A 19,169-nucleotide genomic window follows, 5' to 3' on the forward strand; every position below is an offset into this window, starting at 1 on the left:
GTCCGATTATTCAATTGGACGCGTATGACTGCTGCCTCCAAGATGGATCTCAGCCCCGGCACAGGGGTACCGACGGACCTGTCAGGAGACAACGAACATGCAGCGATTCCTTCGCGCCACCCTGGCGGCCTGCGGCGTGCTGGCGGCCAGCCTGCCGGCAACAGCCCAGCAGCCTTATCCCAGCGCGCCGGTCACTCTGGTGGTGCCCTTTGCGGCGGGAAGCGGCACCGACGCCGTCGCCCGCACCGTGGGCCAGAAGCTGGCGGACCGCCTCAGGCAGCCGGTGCTGGTGGACAACAAGCCCGGCGCCAACGGCCAGGTCGCCGCGCAACTGGTGTCCAAGGCCAAGCCGGACGGCTACACGCTGTTCATGACGACCAACACCACGCACTCCGCCAACCCGGCGCTGTACGCCAACCTGAAGTACGACCCCATCAAGGACTTCACGCCCGTGGCCCGCACGGGCGAGCTGCCCTTCGCGCTGATCGTGCATCCCAGCGTGCCGGCCAGGACGATGGCGGAGTTCATCGACTACGCCCGCGCCCACCCGGGCAAGCTGAGCTACGCCACGCCCAACAGCACCTCCCTGGTGGCCATGGAGAGCATCAAGCACATCGCCCGGGTGGATCTTCTCGGCGTGCCGTACAAGTCCAGTCCGCAGGCGCTGACCGACCTGCTGGGCGGCCAGGTGCTGGCCTATGTGGTGGACCTGGGATCGGGCAAGAGCATGCTCACGGGAGACAAGGTGCGCACGCTGGGCATCACCACGGCCCAGCCGTCGCCGCTGCTGCCGGGCGTGGCCCCCATCGGGCAGACGGTCAAGGGGTTCGACCTCACGTCCTGGAACGGCATCTTCGGCCCTGCCGGCATGCCCCCTGCCGTGGTCACGCGCATCAACACCGAACTGCAAGCCGTGCTGGCCGACAAGGACACGCAGGACAAGCTGGCGCAGATCGGCTTCCAGGTCTGGCCCACCAAGACACCGGAAGAGTTCAGCCAGTACGTCGCCCAGCAGCTCACGCACTGGGGCGCGCTCATCCGGCAGGCGGGCATCCAGCCGGAATGACGAGCCCCCTTGAGCGGCGGGCCGCGTCGTGCCCCCGGCCGACGGCCGGTCGCTCCAAGAGGGCGCCCAAAGGACACACGACATGACAGATGACGCTTCCTCCACGCCCTGCGCACCACGCACCGGCCCGCTGGCCGGGGTGCGCGTGCTCGACCTCACCTCGGTCATCATGGGCCCGTTCGCGACGCAGATCCTGGCGCAGCTGGGCGCCGACGTCATCAAGGTGGAGACGCCCGAGGGCGACAACATGCGGCACGTGGGCCCGATGCGGCATGCCGGCATGGGACACATCTTCCTGCATGCGAACGCGGGCAAGCAGAGCATCGCGCTCGACCTGAAGCAACCGGAGGGGAGCGAAGCGGCGCTGCGGCTGGCCGAGGGCTGCGACGTGCTCATCAGCAACGTGCGGCCGCAGGCGTTGGCCCGGCTCGGGCTGGATTACGAGGCGGTGTGCGCACGCAACCCGCGCATCGTCCACGTAAGCTGCTGCGGCTTCGACCAGGAGGGGCCGGACGCCGCGCGCCCCGCCTACGACGACCTGATCCAGGGCGCCACCGGCATCCCGTGGCTCATGCAGCGCTACGGCGCGCCGGAGCCGTCGTATGCGCCCACCACCCTGTCGGACCGGGTCACCGGGCTGCACGCCGTCTATGCCGTGACGGCGGCGCTCTACGCCCGCGAAAAGACGGGCCGGGGGCAGGCGGTGGTCGTGCCCATGTTCGAGGCCATGGCGCAGTTCGTGCTGGGCGACCACATGGCGGGCCTCACCTTCGAGCCGCCGCTGGGCGAGCCCGGCTACGCGCGCCTGCTCACCGCCCACCGCAAGCCCTACGCCACGGCCGACGGCATGCTCTGCGTGCTGATCTACAACGACAAGCACTGGCGCAGCTTCTTCGCCGCCATCGGCGAGACAGAGGGGCTGGCCCACGATCCCCGCTTCGCCACGCACGGAGCGCGCGCCGCCCACATCGACGCCGTCTATGCCGAGGTGGCGCGCATCCTGCGCACCCGCACCACCGCCGCATGGCAGGCGCTGCTGGACGCCGCCGACGTGCCCAACATGCCGATGAACTCGCCGGCCGACCTGCTGACCAACCCGCAGCTGCGCGCCACCGGCTTCCTGCACGACACGGTGCACCCCACCGAAGGGCCCGTGCACGCCATGGGCCACCCCACACGCTGGTCGGCCACGCCGCCCGCGCGCGATCTGCCCGCGGCACCGCGGCTGGGCCAGCACACCCGCGCGCTGCTGGCGCAAGCCGGCTACACGCCGGCCCAGATCGACGCCCTGCTGTCGCAGGGCATCTGCCGCACATCCGACGGAGAACCCGCATGACCCTCCCCACCTCCCGCTACCTGGTGCGCCAGGCCCAGGTGCCCGGCTACCAGCCGGCCAATCACCACCACACCGTGAACCAGCGCCTGATCGGCCCCGAGACCGTGGGCGCGCGGCAGATGGAAGTGCTGCTCGGCACCCTGCACCAGGGCGGCGGCGCGCTGCCGCATGCGCACCCGGGCATCGAGCAGGCCTGCTACCTGCTGGAGGGCACCGCCCGCGCCGAGGTGGAGGGAGAGGCCTTCGACATGGTGCCGGGCGACATGTGCTTCTTCCCGGCCGACCGCATGCACGTGTTCACCGTGACCAGCGACACGCCGGTGAAGCTGCTGGTGATCTACAGCCCGCCCTACGGCGAATCGCCCGACAAGGTGATCCGCCCGGCTGCGAAAGGCGCGTGATGGATTTCGCCCTTTCCCCCGAACAGGAGCAGATCCAGGGTGCCATCGAGCGCGTATGCGCCCCCTTCGATGCCGACTACTGGCTCGCGAAGGACCGGGAGGGCGGCTTTCCGCACGACTTCCACCAGGCGTTGGCCGATGCCGGCTGGCTGGGCATCGCCATGCCCGAAGCGTACGGCGGCGCGGGCCTGGGCATCAGCGAGGCGGCACTGATGATGCACACGATCTCCGCCACGGGCGCGGGCCTGTCGGGTGCCTCGGCCGTGCACATGAACATCTTCGGCCTGCATCCGGTGGTGGTGTTCGGCACCGAGGAACAGAAGGCGCGTTGGCTGCCGCCGCTGATCCAGGGCCGCGACAAGGCCTGCTTCGGCGTGACCGAGCCCAACACGGGCCTGAACACCCTCAAGCTCAAGACCCGCGCCGTGCGGCAGGGCGACCATTACGTGGTGCACGGCCAGAAGGTGTGGATCAGCACGGCGCAGGTGGCCAGCAAGATCCTGCTGCTGGCGCGCACCACGCCGCTGGAGGAATGCCGCGGCACCGAAGGCCTGAGCCTCTTCTACACCGACCTGGACCGCAGCACCGTGGAGGTGCGGGAGATCGAGAAGCTCGGCCGCAAGTGCGTGGACTCCAACCAGGTGTTCATCGACGGCCTGCGCATTCCCGTGGAGGACCGCGTGGGCGAGGAAGGCAAGGGCTTCCAGTACATCCTGCACGGCCTCAACCCCGAACGCATCCTGATCGCGAGCGAAGCCGTGGGACTGGGCCGCGCGGCGTTGGCGCGTGCGGCCGGCTACGCGCAGGAGCGCGAGGTGTTTGGCCGCCCGATCGGGCAGAACCAGGGCATCCAGCACCCGCTGGCGCAATCGTGGATGGAACTGGAGGCCGCGCACCTCATGGTGCAGAAGGCCGCCTGGCTCTACGACCGGCACCAACCCTGCGGCGCCGAGGCCAACGCCGCCAAGTACCTCGCGGCCGAAGCCTGCTACCACGCCTGCGAGCGCGCCATCCTGACCCACGGCGGCATGGGCTACGCCAAGGAATACCACGTGGAGCGCTACATGCGCGAATCGTGGATCCCACGCCTTGCGCCCGTCAGCCCGCAGCTGATCCTGTGCTTCATCGCCGAGAAGGTGCTGGGCTTGCGGAAATCGTATTGACATCCCCTTGAGCGGCTGGCGTGACCGGCTCTGCGGCCATTTGAGGAGATGCCATAGGCCGGTGGGGTTCCGCGCACCGGATCGCCGGACTCACAGCGGCTGGCATGATTCCCGGCATGAAACTGCACCTGCTGCGCTACTTCGCCGTGTTGGCCGAGGAGTTGCATTTCGGCCGCGCGGCGGAGCGGCTTGCCATCACCCAGCCGCCGCTCAGCTCGGGCATCAAGGCGCTGGAAGACGGGCTGGGCGTGAAGCTGTTCGACCGCAGCAGCAAGCACGTGGCGCTCACGCCTGCGGGCCAGGCCTACCTGGCCGAGGTGCGCGTGGTGCTCGACCGCGTGGCACGCGCGGGCGACACGGCGCGCGCAGTGGCTGCGGGCCAGCGGGGGCGGCTGGACATCGGCTTCACTGGTTCGATGGTCTACCGCGACATGCCGGCCATCGTGCGGGCCTTCGGCGAACGCGCGCCGGGCATCGAGGTCCACCTGCGCGAGATGTCCTCGGGCGAGCAGATCGAGGCGCTGCTGCACCGGCAGCTGCACGCCGGCTTCATCAACGCCACCGTGGTGCCGGTGCCGCTGCGCAGCCTGCCGCTGGCGCCGGACCATTTCGTGGCCTGCCTGCCGCACGACCACGCACTGGCCGGCGCGGCCCAGGTGGACCTGCGCGCCCTGGCCGATGAGACCTTCGTGATGTTCGCTCGCGACGTGGCGCCGGCCAACCACGACAACGTGATCGCCCTCTTCCACCGCGCCGGCATCCATCCGCACACGCGCCACGTCACGCGCCAGTGGCTGACCGTGGTGGCCCTGGTGGCCATGCGCATGGGCGTGGCGCTGGTACCGGCCACGATGGCGCAGGCCGCCGTGCAGGGCGTGCGCTTCGTGCCCATCGCGCATCTGGAGCATCCCACCGTGGGGGTGCTGGCGTGGCACGAGGCGGCGCTGAATCCCGCGCTGCAGACGTTTCTGGACGTGGCGGCCGCCGCCTCGCCAAGCTCGGGCTGATCCTCACACCCCCTTAAACGAGCGGCCATTGCGGCCCGCCCGTCACCCGCGCCCGTGCTGGCCGTCCGTCAGCCGCCAGAGGCCCAGCGGGTTGGCCTGCTGCAGCGCTTCGGGCAGCAGGGCGTCCGGCAGGTCCTGGTAGCACACGGGCCGCAGGAAGCGGTCGATGGCGGAGGCACCCACCGAGGTGAACATGGCGTTCGACGTGGACGGGAAGGGGCCGCCATGCACCATGGCATGGCAGACCTCCACGCCGGTCGGGAAGCCGTTGGCCAGCAGCCGGCCGGCCTTGCGCTCCAGCACCGGCAGCAGGCGGCGGGCGAGCGGATGGTCCGCCGCTTCCAGGTGCAGGGTGGCGGTGAGCTGGCCTTCCAGCCGCTCGGCCAGGGCGATCAGCTCGTCCATGTCCTTCGCGCGCACCACCAGCGATGCCGGGCCGAAGACTTCGGACGACAGCGCATGCTGCTCCATCCAGGTGCGCGCATCGGTGGTGAACAGTGCGGCCTGCGCAGCGTTGTGCAGCCCGTCCGCAGCCTGGCCCTCGGCCACCCGCTGCACGCTGGGCGTGGCGGCCACGGCCTCCACGCCGCTGCGGTAGGCGCCATGGATGCCGGCGGTGAGCATGGTCTGTGCGTTCTTGCCCGCCAGCGCCTGGGCTGCAGCCTGCACGAAGCGGTCCAGGTCCGGTCCGTCGATGCCCAGCACCAGGCCGGGGTTGGTACAGAACTGGCCCGCGCCCATGGCGAGCGAGTCGGCGAAGCCGTGGCCGATGGCTTCGGCGCGTTGCGCCAGGGCGGCGGGCAGCAGGAAGACCGGGTTGATGGCGCTCATCTCGGCATACACGGGAATCGGCTCGGGGCGGCGGTTGGCGATGGCCACCAGCGCCAGGCCGCCCTGGCGCGACCCGGTGAAGCCCACGGCCTGGATGGCGGGGTGGGCGACCAGCGCCTCGCCGATGCTGCGGCCGGCGCCGATCAGCAGCGAGAACACGCCCTCGGGCAAGCCCTGCTCGCGCACCGCCTGCTGGATGGCGCGGCCCACCAGCTCGGACGTGCCCAGGTGGGCGCCGTGTGCCTTCACCACCACCGGCGCGCCGGCAGCGAGGGCCGAGGCCGTGTCGCCACCGGCCACCGAGAAGGCGAGCGGGAAGTTGCTGGCGCCGAACACGGCCACGGGGCCCAGCGGCACCCGGGCCAGCCGCAGGTCGGCGCGCGGCAGCGGCTGGCGCTGCGGCTGGGCGGGGTCGATGGTGGCGTGGAGGAAGTGGCCGTCCCGCACCACGCTGGCGAAAAGGCGCAGCTGACCCACGGTGCGGCCGCGCTCGCCCGTCAGGCGCGCCATCGGCAGGCCGGTTTCGGCATGGGCGCGCTCCAGCAGCGCATCGCCCAGCGCCATGATCTGGTCGGCAATGGCTTCCAGGAAGGCGGCGCGGCGCGCGAGCGGCAGCGCACGGTATTCGTCGAAAGCCGCCGCGGCCAGGCGGGCGGCACGGTCCACGTCAGCGGCCGTGCCGAAGCCGAAGACAGGCTCGGCGATCTCGGCATTCGTGGCGGGGTTGAAGGCCCCCTGGCCTCCGTCGGTGCCGGCAACCGCAGAGGCGCCGATCAGCATTTCGCCCGTCAGGGTGGTGGTAGTCATGGCTGGAACGTCATCGAAAAGGAAGGAAAGGGAGAGCCACTGGGGCATGCCGGTGGCGGCGGCACGGCCCGCGCCGGCATCTGCGTGCGGCGGGCCGGGATTCTGTGCTGGTCACATCGCCGCTTCGAGCAGCCGCGCGTAGTCGTCCGCGCTGGCCTCGCGCGGGTTGGTCTTGTGGCTGTGGTCGGCCAGCGCGCCGGTGACGATGCGCGGCGTCAGGTCGGCCGTCACCCCCATCGCGCCCAGGCCAGCGGGCAGCTGGAGCCTGCGGGACATGTCCTGGATGGCGTCCTCCACCCCCACGTGCGCCGGCAGGCCCATGGCCTGGGCCAGGCGGTCGATCTTCTCGTCGCGCACCACGGTGTCGGATGCGCGGTTGAAGCGGATCACCGCCGGCAGCAGCACCGCGTTGAGGGTGCCGTGGTGCAGGCGCGGGTCGATGCCGCCCAGCGAATGGCTCAGGCTGTGCACGCAGCCCAGGCCCTTCTGGAAGGCCAGCGCGCCTTGCAGCGACGCGCTCATCATGTTGCTGCGGGCGTCGATATTGCTCGGCTCGTGGAAGGCGGTCTCGATGTTCTTCCAGGCGCGGCGCAGGCCGTCCAGGGCGATGCCTTCGGCCGGCGGGTTGAAGCTGGGCGCTAAAAAGGTTTCGATGCAGTGCGCCACGGCGTCCATGCCGGTAGCGGCCGTCAGGCCGGGCGGCAGGCCCACGGTGAGGGAGGGGTCGCAGAGGGCGACCTTCGGGATGACGTAGGGCGAGATGATGCCGACCTTGCGGCCATCGTCCAGGATGATGATGGCGCCGCGCCCGACCTCGCTGCCCGTGCCTGCGGTGGTGGGGATCGCCACCACCGGCACCGTGGCCGCGGTGATGCGGGCCAGGCCCCCTTCGATCAGCGCGAACTGGCGCAGCGGCCCCGGGTGGCGCGCCGACACGGACACAGCCTTGGCCAGGTCGATGGACGAGCCGCCGCCCACGGCGACGATGCCGTCGCAGCCTGCCTCATGGAAGCTGGCCACGCCTTCGCGCGCCGCGGCCTCGGTGGGGTTCGACGGCGTGCCATCGAACACATGGAACTGCGGCAGGTCGTTCGCGGCGAGGATGCGCTCGATCAGCCCGGCCGCGACCACGCCCTTGTCGGTGATGAAGAGCGGCTTCTGGAAACCCAGTGTCTGGCACACCTGGGCCAGCTCGGCCGCGCTGCCCGGGCCGAAGCGGATTTCCGTCACGTAGTTGATCATCGCCATCGCTTATCTCCTGCTATCAAGATTTCTCATATTCAATTGCCGCCACCGAAAGTCTATGAATGTCTGAACGCCGAATAAACTGACTGTTATCGATACAGCTATAACTCCAAGGCAATGCAAAGCCCTTACAACCTCAATTCGGTGATGTCACGCCTGCATGCCCGGCAGCTGCGGCTGCTGATCGCCGTGGCCGAGCACGGCTCGCTGCTGGCGGCGGCGGACCACGTGGGGCTGACGCAACCTGGTGCCAGCAAGGCGCTCAAGGAGCTGGAAGCCACGCTGAACGCGCCGCTCTTCACGCGCACCAACCGCGGCCTGGTGCCCACGGAGGCCGGAACCTGCGCGGTGCGCTTCGCGCGGCTGATCCAGTCCGACATCAGCCACCTGCAACAGGAGCTGAGCGCGATCGCCAGCGGCGCGGGCGGCCGCATCGCGGTGGGCACCATCATGGGCGCGGTGCCGCTGCTCACGCGGGCGGTGTCGCAGCTGCTGGATCAGCAGCCCGACCTCTCGGTCGAGATCGTGGAGGACACCAGCGCCAGCCTGCTGGCGCTCATCGACCAGGGGCGGCTGGACGCGGCGATCTGCCGCTCCTCCGTCAGCCCCAAGCCCCATCTGTACGACTCCATCGTGATCAAGGACGAATCCCTGGCCGTGGTCGCGCACCGGGCGCACCCGGCGGCGGGCCTGCCGTCGATCACGCTGCAGGATCTGTCGGCCAGCCGCTGGGTGATGTACCGTGCCCACATGCCTATGCGCCGCACGCTGGAGCGCGAGTTCTTCGAAGAGAACCTGTTTTTTCCCACGCACCTGATCGAAACGACTTCCGCGCTCGCCACGCTCTCGCTGCTGAGCCACAACGCCAATCTGGTGGCCCTGGTGTCCGACGACGTGGCCGACTATGTCTGCCAGCACGGCATGGTCGCCCGGCTGCCGCTGCAGCTCAAATCGCGCAGCGAACCCTATGAGTTGATCGCGCGGCGCAATGCGCACCGCCATCCGGCGCTGGCGCTGCTGATCGATGCGTTGCTGGCGTTGCGCCCGCCCGCCGAAGAAGCCTTTGTGCCCGCGTGAGCCGCCGCGGTTCTTACAATTCGCCGATGCATCCGATCACCTACACCCGCGCCCAGCAACTCCCCGCCATCCTGGCCGAACGCATCGCCATCCTCGACGGCGCGATGGGCACCATGATCCAGCGCTTCAAGCTGGGCGAGGCGCAGTACCGGGGCGAGGGCTACAGCGGCCCGGACGGCGCGGGCGACCGGTTCAAGGACTTTGCGCGCGACGTGAAGGGCAATAACGAACTGCTCTCGCTCACCCGGCCGGACGTGATCCGCGACATCCACGAACGCTACCTGGCGGCCGGCGCCGACCTGATCGAGACCAACACCTTCGGCGCGACCACCATCGCGCAGGAGGACTACCACATGGCCGATCTGGCGCGCGAGATGAACCTGCAGTCCGCCCGGCTGGCCCGCGCCGCGTGCGACAAATATTCCACGCCGGACAAGCCCCGTTTCGTGGCCGGCGCCCTGGGCCCCACACCCAAGACGGCGAGCATCAGCCCCGACGTGAACGACCCGGGCGCGCGCAACGTCGATTTCGAGCAACTGCGCGCCGCCTATTACGAGCAGACCGAAGCACTGGTCGAAGGCGGCGCGGACGTGCTGCTGGTCGAAACCATCTTCGACACGCTCAATGCCAAGGCCGCGCTCTTCGCCATCGACGAGTTTTTCGAGCAGAGCGGCGAACGCCTGCCGCTCATCATCAGCGGCACCGTCACCGACGCCTCGGGACGCATCCTGTCGGGCCAGACCGTGACGGCCTTCTGGCACAGCGTGCGGCACTCGCGGCCGCTGGCCATCGGCCTCAATTGCGCCCTGGGTGCCACGCTGATGCGCCCCTACATCCAGGAGCTGAACCGGGTGGCGGAAGACACCTTCATCAGCTGCTACCCCAACGCCGGCCTGCCCAACCCGATGAGCGACACCGGCTTCGACGAGACGCCCGAGGTCACCAGCCGGCTTGTCCACGAATTCGCCGCCGAGGGCCTGGTGAACATCGTGGGCGGCTGCTGCGGCACTACGCCGGACCACATCGCCGCCATCGGCCGCGCCGTGGCGCCCGTGCCCGCGCGCCGGCTTTTCTACCCGGAAGCCGCCTGACCGGCCACTGAACGCGCCGGCTGCGGCTTCCGGTTCGGTCGGCCGGCCGGCCGGCCGCAGCGTCGGACAAACGCGCTGACCGGGAACGGCGCACTTCCTACTGCCCGCCTTGGCCGGTGGCATTACGATCCGCCGTCTTCCACTTCGGCGGCCTCCCGTGCGGTCCTTGCGCGTTCAACTGTTTCTGTTCTGGGGCTTTCTGCTGGCCGCGTGCGCCCTGGTCGCCGCCGTGATCGTGGTGCTCTACCAGACCGGCTCGGGCGCGCAGGTGGCGGCCAGCCAGTCCCACGCCACCCGGGCCTGCGAGGACATCGCTACGCGCTATGCCAAGTCGGTGCCGGCGGCAGCGGCCGACACACCCCAGGTCGATCTGCTGCGCGTGCTGCTGCATGTGGTGCTGCTGGAGGTGCCGCAGGTGGAAGGCGGCGTGTGGCGCGCCAGCAGCGGCATGCTGGCCTATGCCTACCCCACTTATGAAGGCAGCAGCGCCAAGGTGGACGTGCCCGCGGCGGAAGAGCCGCTGATCGTGCAGACGGCGCGCGAGGCCGCGGGCGCCGCGCGCCCCACCGTGAACCTGGTGCGCGGCAGCCGCGAGGTGCTGATCGTCGCCGCCTGCCCGCTTGCGGCGCACCCCGGCACCGCCGTCTGGACCATGACGCGCGCGCATTCCGGCGCCATCGCCGCGCAGAAAAGCCTGCGCATCGGCATTGCCGTGCTGGCGCTGCTGGTGGTGGCCTCGGGCGCCTGGCTGGGCTGGATGCTGCTGCGCGGCCTGCGGCAGGTGCGCCAGCTGGAGAGTGCTTTCGCCAACGCCCAGGAAGACACCGTGCCACGGCTGGAGCGCACCGGCATCCGCGAGCTGGACCGCATCGTCGACGGGTTCAACGGCTACGGCGTGCGTTTGCAGGACGCCCGCGCCCGCCTGAAGGAAGCCATGGCGCAACGCCACCGCGACCTGCGCCTGACCGCGCTGGGCCGCATGACGGCCTCCGTCGCGCACGAGATCCGCAACCCCATCGCGGCCATGCGGCTGAAGGCCGAGAACGCACTGGCCGCACCCCCCGCCCGCCATGCCGACGCCCTGGCCGCCATGGTCACGCAGATCGACCGGCTGGAAGGACTGGTGCAAAGCCTGCTGGCGCTGGTGCAGCCGCTCCACCTGCAACCCCGCCGCGTGGCGCTGGGCGACTGGCTGCGCGAGCGGCTGGAGACGGCCGGCCCTGCGGCCCAGGCGCGTGGCGTGCGGCTGGCGTGGCACGGCGACGTGTCCGGCGAGGCCGTCTTCGACCCCGTGCATGCGGCCCGCGCCATCGACAACCTGCTGGACAACGCCGTGCGACATGCCCCGGACGGGGGCGAAGTCGTGCTGTCGGCCGCGGTGGATGCCGCCCGCTGCTGCTGCACGCTGACAGTGGAGGACGATGGCCCGGGCGTTCCCGAAGCCCTGCGCCCGCAACTGTTCGAGCCCTTCGCCACCGGCCGCGCCGACGGCAACGGCCTGGGCCTGGCGCTGGCGCGCGAGGTGGCGCTGGCCCATGGCGGCGATCTGCACTACGCGCCCCGCCATGCCGACGGCAGCGGCGGCGCCCGTTTCATTTTGGAGCTGCCATGGCGTGCCTCTTAGTCGTCGACGACGATGCGGCCTTCCGCGATTCGCTGGTCGAAACCCTTCACAGCCTGGGCCACGAAGTCCATGCCGCGAGCAGCGGCGCCGAGGCCCTGCGCCGGGTGGAAAGCCACCGTTACGGCGCCATCTTCCTGGACCACCGCATGCCCGGCATGGACGGGCTGCAGACGCTGGAGGCGCTGGCCGCCCGCGTGGCGCAGCTGCCGCCGGTGCTGGTGCTGACGGCCTATGCCAGCGGCTCGGGCACCATCGAAGCCATGCGCCTGGGAGCCTTCGACCACCTGACCAAGCCGGTGAGCCGGGCAACGGTGGTGCAGGTGCTGGAACGTGCGCTGCGCTCGCATGCCGAGGCCGATGGGTCCGCCGCGCCGGCAGCCGCCCCGGCCGGCGCGGCCGATGACGGCGAGCTGATCGGCATCAGCGAAGCCATGCGCGAGGTGCACAAGCGCATCGGCCTGGCCGCCGCCAGCGAAGCACCGGTGCTGATCGAAGGCGAGACGGGCACCGGCAAGGAACTGGTGGCCCGGGCCCTGCACCGCCATTCCCGGCGTGCCCGCCAGCCGTTCGTGGCGCTCAACTGCGCCGCCATCCCGAAGGAGCTGCTGGAAAGCGAACTCTTCGGCCATGTGAAGGGCGCCTTCACCGGGGCGGTGGCCGACCGGCCCGGGTGCTTCCGGGCAGCCGACGGCGGCGTGCTGCTGCTCGACGAGATCGGCGACATGGCGCTGGACGTGCAGGCCAAGCTGCTGCGGGCGCTGCAGGAAGGCGAGGTCACGCCGCTGGGCAGCCACCGGCCGGTGCGGGTGGACGTGCGCGTGCTGGCCGCCACCCACCGCGACCTGGCCGCCGCCGTGCGCGACGGACGGTTCCGGGAAGACCTGCGGTTTCGGCTGGACGTGCTGCACATCGTGCTGCCGCCGCTGCGCGAGCGGCTGGCCGACATCGTGCCGCTGGCCGAGCACTTCCTGCGCCGCGCCGCCGCGCCGCAGACGCCCCAGCGCCTGTCGGCCGACGCGGCCCGCGCGCTGCTGGACCATCCCTGGCCCGGCAATGTGCGCGAGCTGCGCAACGCCATGGAGCGCTGCCACGCCCTGCACCGCGGGCCGGTGGTGTCCGCCGCCGATCTGGACCTGCGAGACGCTCCCGCGTTCGCCGAGCCGGCAAGCGGCGGGACGGGCGCCCTGCCCGCGAGCTGGCTGGACGGGTCCCTGCCCGAGGCCGTCGCGCGCCTGGAGCGGCTGATGCTGGAGCACGCGCTGAAACAGGCCGAGGGCAACCGCTCGCTGGCCGCGCGCCAGCTCGGCATTCATCGCCAGCTGCTCTACAGCAAGCTGACGCAATACGGGCTGGGCTGAGGAGCAGAAGAACAAGAAGGCTAAGAAGGAGAAGAAGGAGTGGGCATGCTGGCATATCCCCATTCCGCTGCGTCAGGCGTCGCTTTCACGGTCACCGCCGGAGGCGTCCGGAAACCAGACAGGCTGTCGCCGTTTCATTCGCAACGCCAGCGCACCGCATTGCGCAAGTGCTTGATTCATAAGGAATTGATACCTGGCACGGGAATTGAGACGTCTTCTGCGTCACAACCCTCTGAAGGATGATTGCCATGCAGAAGACTCTTCACCCCCTGGCTCGCGCCGCAGCGCTGGGCGCCGCCCTGCTGGCCGGCGCAGCCGCCCAGGCCCAGCCCGCCGTGCCGCCCGCCCCCGCCGTGGTCGTGCAGCCCGCGCCGATGGACCAGGCCACCGTGAGCGGCACCGTGCAGCGCTGGCTGGTCAACCCCAACGGCGAGGCCGACGGCCTGCTGTTGCAGGACGGCACGCAGATCGCCTTCCCACCGCATCTGTCGGCCACGCTCACGTCGTGGCTGCGGCCGGGCGACAGCGTCCAGGCCACCGGCTGGAACCGCAAGGACATCGGTGTGCTGCGCGCCACCACCCTGCAGTCGCAAGGCCGCGTGGTGCAGGACACGCCGCCGGCCCCCGGCCAGCGCCCCCTGCCCGCCCCGCGCGAGGCCCTGACCGCACTGCAAGCCGATGGCCGCGTGGCCCGCGTGCTGTTCAACGGCCGCGGCGACGCGCACGGGCTGCTGCTGGAAGACGGCACGGTGGTGCGCTTTCCGCCGCACAACGGCAGCGCCGTGATGCCGTTGCTCAAGCCGGGCGCCACCGTGTCGGTGCGGGGCTGGGGCACGCGCAATGCGCTGGGCACCGGCATCGAGGCTGCGCAACTGGGCGCCAACCCCAACAGCCTGCAGGACATGCTGGGCGGCCCCGCCGGCGGTCCCGCAGCGGGCCCCGCTGGCGCCCCGCCGCGCCTTCCCTGAACGCCGGGCGCCCTGCCAGGCAGTCCACCCTGATGAATTCTTGAACCCCATTTCAACGGAACCACCATGAGCAAACCCCAGGAACAAGCCACGGAACGCTGGTCTCTCGAAGGCCGCTTCCAGCATCTGCTGCACAGCCCGCGCGGCGAAGTCGAAGGCGTGATGATCGACGTGGAGGGCATTCCCGTGCAGTTCGTGTTCGACAAGCACGCCCACGACCCCGGCACCCGGGCCTTCCAGGCGCTGACGGCCGGCCAGACAGTGGTGGCCGAGGGCACCCTGATGGCGCCGCCACCGAAGGGCGAGGCGCCGCACGAGGTGTTCGCTTTCGAGCAGCTCGTCTCCATCGACGGCACCGCCTTCACCCCCGACGCGGCGGAACGCGAGGTGCGGGGCCGCGTGGCACGCATCCACCATGCGCGCCACGGCGAGCCCAACGGCGTGGTGCTGGACACCGGAGACTTCATCCACACCCGCCCCGACGGCTATGCGCAGTGGGGCGCAGGCCTGGAAGTGGGCGCCGAAGTCACCGCCGCCGGCCCTGCACGCCCGCTGCAAGGCGGCGCCGCGGGCCAGGTGATCGAGGCCCGCACCGTCAACGGCCAGCCGCTGGCCGACAAGCCAGCACGCTGACCCCCAGGACCCCCAGGACCCCCAGGACCCGCAGGACCCCCAGGACCCGCAGGCCCCAGAACCCACAGGAGTCGCCATGGCCACCACCACCGCTGCCCGCACCGCCCCCGGCACCCCCGCTGACCCATCCCTTCCAGCCGCCAGGGCGTCGCTGAGCGCCCTGGCGTGGATGGCGTTCTTCATGGCGGACGTACGCGACGGCCTGGGGCCGTTCCTGGCGACGCACCTGCAGACCCAGCGCATCGACCAGACCATGATCGGGCTGGTGCTGTCGGCCGGCGGGCTGGCCGCGATGGCGGCGACGCCCATCGCCGGCGCCTTCGCCGACCGCTCGCGCGCCAAGCGGGCGCTGGTGGCGGTGGCGGCGCTGGTGGTGCTGATTGCCAGCGCGCTGGCGTTCTCCACCCGCTCTCCGGGCGTGCTGATCCTGTCGCAGGTGCTGACCGGCGTGGCCGGGGCGGTGCTGGCGGCGGCGTTGGCGGCGCTGACCCTGGGCCTGGCCCGCAGCAGCGGCCTGCGGCACCAGACGGGCCGCAACGAGGCGTTCAGCCATGCCGGAAACATCGTTTCCGCCCTGGGCGCCGCGGCCTTCGCCCACTGGCTGGGCGCGCCCTGGATGCTGGTCGTCATGACCGCCATGGCCGTGGGGGCATGGGCCTGCCTGCTGCGCATCCGCCCGGGCGACATCGACCACGTCGCGGCGCGCGGCGGCGATGCCGATTCGGCCGCGACTGCATCCAACGACCCTCGCTCCGTGGCGCCCGAAGGGCTGCGCGCCTTCCTCGGCCAGCGTGCGCTCTGGTGCTTCGGGCTGACATGCGCCCTCTTCCACCTGGGCAATGCCGCCATGCTGCCGCTTCTGAACCAGCGCCTGGCGGCCACCGTGCCCGACTCGTCGCCACTGCTGTGGACCGGTATCGCCATCGTCGTCGCGCAGCTCACCATGGTGCCGGTGGCGCTCTGGGTGTCGCGCAGCCGAAAGTGGGACCTGCAGGTCTTCGTCTACATCGCCATCCTGGCATTGCCGGTGCGGGGCGTGATCGCCTGGGCCATTGCCGACTCGTGGGCCAACATCCCGGTGCAGGTGCTGGACGGCATCGCCGCGGGCGCCATGGGCGTGGTCACCCCGCTGATGGTCGAGCGCTACGTACGCGGCAGCGGTCGCTACAACACCGCCCTGGGCCTGGTCATGACCATGCAGGGCATGGGCGCCGCCCTGAGCCCCGCCGTCGCGAACACGGTGGTGGGCTCCGGCGGCCACTTCGGCCTGGCCTTCGGCGTGCTGGCGGGCTGCGCCCTGCTGGCTCTGCCGGTTTTCTGGGCCGCGCAGCGCTCCGCCGGCAACCCGCACGGCACCCCGGCCGGCCAGACGACGCCCGCCGCCCCGGCTTGACGAGGGGCCACCCGCTGCCTGCGGGCGCGGTGCGGATGAGGGGCGATGTGCCTGCGCCACGGCGTGGCTGGCGCTGCGGCGCGCAAGCAGGCACCATGCAGGCGGAGGAACCGCCCATGCCCGACCTGCCCGACCTGCCCGACCTGCCCGACCGCCCCGATCCGCACCCCGGCGGCAGCTTGCCCGGCGCCCCTTGCCGGAAAGCCGCCCCGGCAGCCGCCCACCGCTCCATCCGCCCTGCGGCACGGCGCTGCATGGCGGCAGGTGCCGCCGCCGTGGCGCTGTGGCTTGCCGGCTGCGCCACCTCGGGCCCGATCACGCCCGAACAGCCCGCCGCCGGCAGCCCCAGCGCGCAAGACGAAGCCCTGCGCGCCCGCTATCCCGCCGACCTGCAGGCCTGCCGGAGCTACGCCGGCCAGGCCGGTGTGGTGCAGGATACGCTGGACGGCATGGTCGAAGGTGCGCTGGTGGCCGCCGCGCTGGTCTGGGGCCTGGGCCGCAGCAGCGACGCCGTGCAGGACTGGGCCATCGGCGGCGCGCTGCTGGGGGCAGGCCAGCAGGCGGTCCGATCCGAAGAGCGCCGCCGCCACTGGATCGCGGCCTGCATGGCCCAGCGCGGCCATGTGCAGGGCGCCCCATCGCTGGTGCTGGAGCCGCCTGCGCCCGTGCCAGCGCCGCGGCCCTTCACTCCACCACGCGCCACGGGGGTGGACACGTTCAACGCGGAGCGGCTGGCGCGGGAGCAGTCGTGCAGCGCTCAGCCGCTCGCCACCCTGGTTGCCAAGGGCCCGGGGTTCGAGACCTACAGCCTGCCCTGCGCCAACGGCGATGCGCTGGCGGTCCGCTGCGAGTTCGGCAATTGCCGCGTTCTTCGTTGACGGGCGCGCACCCCATCAGCCCGGTTTGAGCGCAATCCGCCGGTCCGTCCACGTTTCCTGCGGTGGCGACGCGCAGCCTGACGCGCAGGCCCGGGTGTTGCGCGGTCGGCACGGCAGCCGGCTCCATCAAGCCAGCTGCAGGTACACCAGGCCCTGCTCGATGCGCACGGGGTAGGTGCGCAGGCCCTGCGTGAGCGGCGCGCACAGCGCGCTGCCGTCGCGCACGTCGAAGCGGCCCTGGTGCAGCGGGCACTCGATCTCGTGCCCTTCCAGAAAGCCGTCGCACAGCCGCGCGTTGCCGTGGGTGCAGAGGTTGTCGGTGGCGAACACCTCGCCTTCCACCGAGTAGAGCGCCACGTCGCGCCCGCCGACGGTCACGCCCACCACGTCGTCTTCGGGCACCTCGTCCAGCGCGGCGGCTTCGGTCCATGGGGTATCGATGGCTGTCATGGCGTGGGTCCTCGGATCAGATGGGGTAGATGATGGAATTCAGGATCATTTCGCTGTCGTAGATGCATTCCTTGCGGGCGAAGCGCAGCCCGCCCGGCGTGCGCACCACCACGTCGAGGTAGCGGCCCACGTTGAACACCGTGGAGGGCTCCGACAGCTTGGTGCGGAACACGGCGTAGTTCGCCTCGCACTCCCAGCGGCCCTCGCCGGCCGCGCGCACACGCGGCGCGCCGATCACATGGCGCTGGTAGTAGGGGTCGTGGAACAGCGTCTCGCGGATGCCGTAGACGCGGTCCTTCAGCATGCCCTGGCTGTCGAACGAGAGCGTGGCGAGCGGCAGGCCGCGCTCATGGTTCTCGCGCGGCTGCAGGCGGTAGACGCAGTCTTCGGTGAAGAAGCCCGGCCAGCGGTCCCAGTCGGCGGCGTCCAGCGCCGAGGCGTAGTCGGCGTAGAGCTGCTGCAGCGCGAAGAAATCGGAGAAATCGATGGCGGGCGTGCCGGCGGTGCCGGCCGCGATGGTGGTGTTCGTGGCGATCGTGTCCATGGCCTCAGTCCTCCTTCTCCATCACGCCGCGCCAGTATTCGTACATGCCGCGGATCAGCGTCTCGGTCACCATGTGGTCGGTGTCGCCCACCCCGTGGCCGCCCAGTTCCACCAGCGCGCGGTGGAAGGGCTTCTGCTCGAAGCCCTGCTGCGAGAACTCGATCACCTCGCCGTCGTCGGCCGACACGAAGCCCGCCGGGCCGAACAGGTTGGACTGGCGCAGGCGCCGCTCGGTCATCTCGTCGGTATCGTCCTCGTAGCCGAAATGCGTCCACACGAAATCGAAGGCGTCGTGGCCCACGGGCTGGATGTGGCGCGTGGAGACGCTGTTGACCTGCTGCTGCAGGATCACGCTGGGGAACAGCGTGGTCATCACCGCCGTCGGCCCGCCCCACCAGGGCTCGGGCACGATGTCGAGAAAGCGCGGGTCTTCCAGCTGCATGCCGGCCTTGAAGCTGGAGACGTTGGACACGTCCGACGCCTGCTTCTTGGCCTCGCCGCGCGTGGACACCATGGCCGCATGGCGGTGGCGCGCGTCCATCTTCAGCTCGGACTTGTTGTCCGCCCGCCAGAGGCCGAAGGTGACGAACCAGGTGTGCAGCAGGCCGGGGTGGTACGGGTCCTTGATGTTCTCCTGCATCAGCTTCCAGTTGCCCGGAATGCGCTGGCGGTTGTAGCCGAGGATCTTCAGCTGGCGGCCGTTGAACATGCGGTCGAAATAGCCCAGGATCACCGGGCCCATGAAGTCCTCCAGCGATTCCACGTCGTGGTCGAACGAGGCGAACACCACGCCACCGCGCACGGCCACCTTGAGCCGCGTGAGGCTGTGCTCCTCCAGCTTGAAATCCGCCGGCATGCCGCCGTGCACCTTGCCGTCCTGCTTCACGCCGCGCCGGAACGGCACGCCCTGCAGCGCGCCGTCGAGCTTGTAGTTCCACTGGTGGTAGGGGCAGACGAACTCCTTGCGGTTGCCGTGCCGCTCGCGGCAAAAGCGCATGCCGCGGTGCGCGCAGACGTTCTCCACCACGTGCAGCTGCATGTCCTCGCCGCGCGTGAGAATCACCGAGCGCTCGCCGATCGCCGTGCGCTTGAAGTCACCGGGGTTCGGTACCTCGGCCTCCAGGCCCACGTAGCACCAGTGGGCGCGGTAGAAGAAGCGCTCCAGCTCCCGCTGGTACACCGACTCGCTGGTGTAGGCGGCGAAGGGCACCCGGTGCGTGCCCGGGCCCTCCCATGTCGGGTGCAGCGGGAAGATGGCGGGGGTGGCGTGGGGTGTCGTACTCATGTCGCTGTCTCC

The 19,169-nt window shown here is 70.7% G+C and carries 18 protein-coding genes; 13 read left to right on the forward strand and 5 right to left on the reverse strand.

The features are described from left to right. The first annotated feature begins 97 nt into the window (after positions 1-97). The 5 genes from ASF94_RS16825 to ASF94_RS16845 all read left to right on the forward strand — a co-directional run bounded on the left by ASF94_RS16825 (position 98) and on the right by ASF94_RS16845 (position 4,973). Entirely contained in the window at positions 98-1,066 is a 969-nt protein-coding gene (locus ASF94_RS16825; RefSeq protein WP_056669053.1) for a tripartite tricarboxylate transporter substrate binding protein, read from the forward strand. Positions 1,067-1,148: 82 nt separating this feature from the next. Beyond that, complete coding sequence (locus tag ASF94_RS16830) at positions 1,149-2,402, forward strand: CaiB/BaiF CoA-transferase family protein (protein ID WP_056669056.1); 1,254 nt, start codon at positions 1,149-1,151, stop codon at positions 2,400-2,402. Then, positions 2,399-2,803 carry a cupin domain-containing protein gene (locus tag ASF94_RS16835; protein ID WP_056669059.1) on the forward strand — a complete coding sequence of 135 codons (405 nt, stop codon included), beginning with the start codon at positions 2,399-2,401 and terminating at the stop codon, positions 2,801-2,803. Before ASF94_RS16830 ends, ASF94_RS16835 begins: the two co-directional genes overlap by 4 nt. Continuing rightward, complete coding sequence (locus tag ASF94_RS16840) at positions 2,803-3,966, forward strand: acyl-CoA dehydrogenase family protein (RefSeq protein WP_056669062.1); 1,164 nt, start codon at positions 2,803-2,805, stop codon at positions 3,964-3,966. Before ASF94_RS16835 ends, ASF94_RS16840 begins: the two co-directional genes overlap by 1 nt. Positions 3,967-4,082: 116 nt before the next feature. Continuing rightward, positions 4,083-4,973, forward strand: coding sequence for a LysR family transcriptional regulator (locus tag ASF94_RS16845; RefSeq protein WP_056669065.1), 891 nt, complete (start codon positions 4,083-4,085; stop codon positions 4,971-4,973). A 42-nt stretch (positions 4,974-5,015) separates the two neighbouring features. Here the strand turns inward: ASF94_RS16845 and ASF94_RS16850 are convergent, their stop codons facing one another. Together ASF94_RS16850 and ASF94_RS16855 are read right to left on the reverse strand one after the other, a co-directional pair. Next, a complete protein-coding gene (locus ASF94_RS16850) occupies positions 5,016-6,611 on the reverse strand; it encodes an aldehyde dehydrogenase (NADP(+)) (protein ID WP_056669069.1) in 1,596 nt (531 codons plus the stop codon). 111 nt (positions 6,612-6,722) lie between these two features. Next, positions 6,723-7,859, reverse strand: a complete 1,137-nt coding sequence (locus tag ASF94_RS16855) for an iron-containing alcohol dehydrogenase (RefSeq protein ID WP_056669072.1) — start codon at positions 7,857-7,859, stop codon at positions 6,723-6,725. Positions 7,860-7,973: 114 nt separating this feature from the next. Between ASF94_RS16855 and ASF94_RS16860 the strand changes: the two genes are divergently transcribed. The 8 genes from ASF94_RS16860 (at position 7,974) to ASF94_RS16895 (ending at position 16,878) form a co-directional block, all read left to right on the forward strand. After that, the gene (locus ASF94_RS16860; RefSeq protein WP_082493369.1) at positions 7,974-8,933 is read left to right on the forward strand and encodes a LysR family transcriptional regulator; all 960 of its coding nucleotides are present in this window, start codon (positions 7,974-7,976) and stop codon (positions 8,931-8,933) included. 26 nt (positions 8,934-8,959) lie between these two features. Next, entirely contained in the window at positions 8,960-10,024 is a 1,065-nt protein-coding gene (locus tag ASF94_RS16865) for a homocysteine S-methyltransferase family protein (protein WP_056669075.1), read from the forward strand. 157 nt (positions 10,025-10,181) lie between these two features. Continuing rightward, complete coding sequence (locus ASF94_RS16870; protein WP_082493370.1) at positions 10,182-11,648, forward strand: sensor histidine kinase KdpD; 1,467 nt, start codon at positions 10,182-10,184, stop codon at positions 11,646-11,648. Further along, positions 11,633-13,006, forward strand: a complete 1,374-nt coding sequence (locus tag ASF94_RS16875; protein WP_056669079.1) for a sigma-54 dependent transcriptional regulator — start codon at positions 11,633-11,635, stop codon at positions 13,004-13,006. The genes ASF94_RS16870 and ASF94_RS16875 overlap by 16 nt, the downstream gene beginning before the upstream one ends. Positions 13,007-13,254: 248 nt before the next feature. Continuing rightward, positions 13,255-13,974: a hypothetical protein gene (locus ASF94_RS16880; protein ID WP_056669407.1), complete on the forward strand. Its 720-nt coding sequence runs from the start codon at positions 13,255-13,257 to the stop codon at positions 13,972-13,974. A 66-nt stretch (positions 13,975-14,040) separates the two neighbouring features. Beyond that, positions 14,041-14,607, forward strand: a complete 567-nt coding sequence (locus ASF94_RS16885) for a hypothetical protein (RefSeq protein WP_056669082.1) — start codon at positions 14,041-14,043, stop codon at positions 14,605-14,607. A gap of 76 nt (positions 14,608-14,683) precedes the next feature. After that, positions 14,684-16,000 (forward strand): MFS transporter, encoded by a 1,317-nt coding sequence (locus ASF94_RS16890; protein ID WP_235505409.1) that lies wholly within the window; start codon positions 14,684-14,686, stop codon positions 15,998-16,000. Between the two features lie 116 nt (positions 16,001-16,116). Beyond that, positions 16,117-16,878: a glycine zipper family protein gene (locus tag ASF94_RS16895; RefSeq protein ID WP_235505410.1), complete on the forward strand. Its 762-nt coding sequence runs from the start codon at positions 16,117-16,119 to the stop codon at positions 16,876-16,878. A 126-nt stretch (positions 16,879-17,004) separates the two neighbouring features. Here the strand turns inward: ASF94_RS16895 and ASF94_RS16900 are convergent, their stop codons facing one another. From ASF94_RS16900 to ASF94_RS16910, 3 genes are read right to left on the reverse strand one after another with little or no spacing between them, the layout of a single operon-like run. Beyond that, the gene (locus ASF94_RS16900; RefSeq protein ID WP_056669088.1) at positions 17,005-17,328 is read right to left on the reverse strand and encodes a non-heme iron oxygenase ferredoxin subunit; all 324 of its coding nucleotides are present in this window, start codon (positions 17,326-17,328) and stop codon (positions 17,005-17,007) included. A gap of 16 nt (positions 17,329-17,344) precedes the next feature. Continuing rightward, a complete protein-coding gene (locus tag ASF94_RS16905) occupies positions 17,345-17,872 on the reverse strand; it encodes an aromatic-ring-hydroxylating dioxygenase subunit beta (protein WP_056669091.1) in 528 nt (175 codons plus the stop codon). A 4-nt stretch (positions 17,873-17,876) separates the two neighbouring features. Then, complete coding sequence (locus ASF94_RS16910) at positions 17,877-19,157, reverse strand: aromatic ring-hydroxylating dioxygenase subunit alpha (RefSeq protein WP_056669094.1); 1,281 nt, start codon at positions 19,155-19,157, stop codon at positions 17,877-17,879. Between the last annotated feature and the right edge of the window lie 12 nt (positions 19,158-19,169).

Origin of the sequence: Acidovorax sp. Leaf160 (assembly GCF_001424265.1) — a bacterium.
Lineage (GTDB): Bacteria > Pseudomonadota > Gammaproteobacteria > Burkholderiales > Burkholderiaceae_C > Paracidovorax.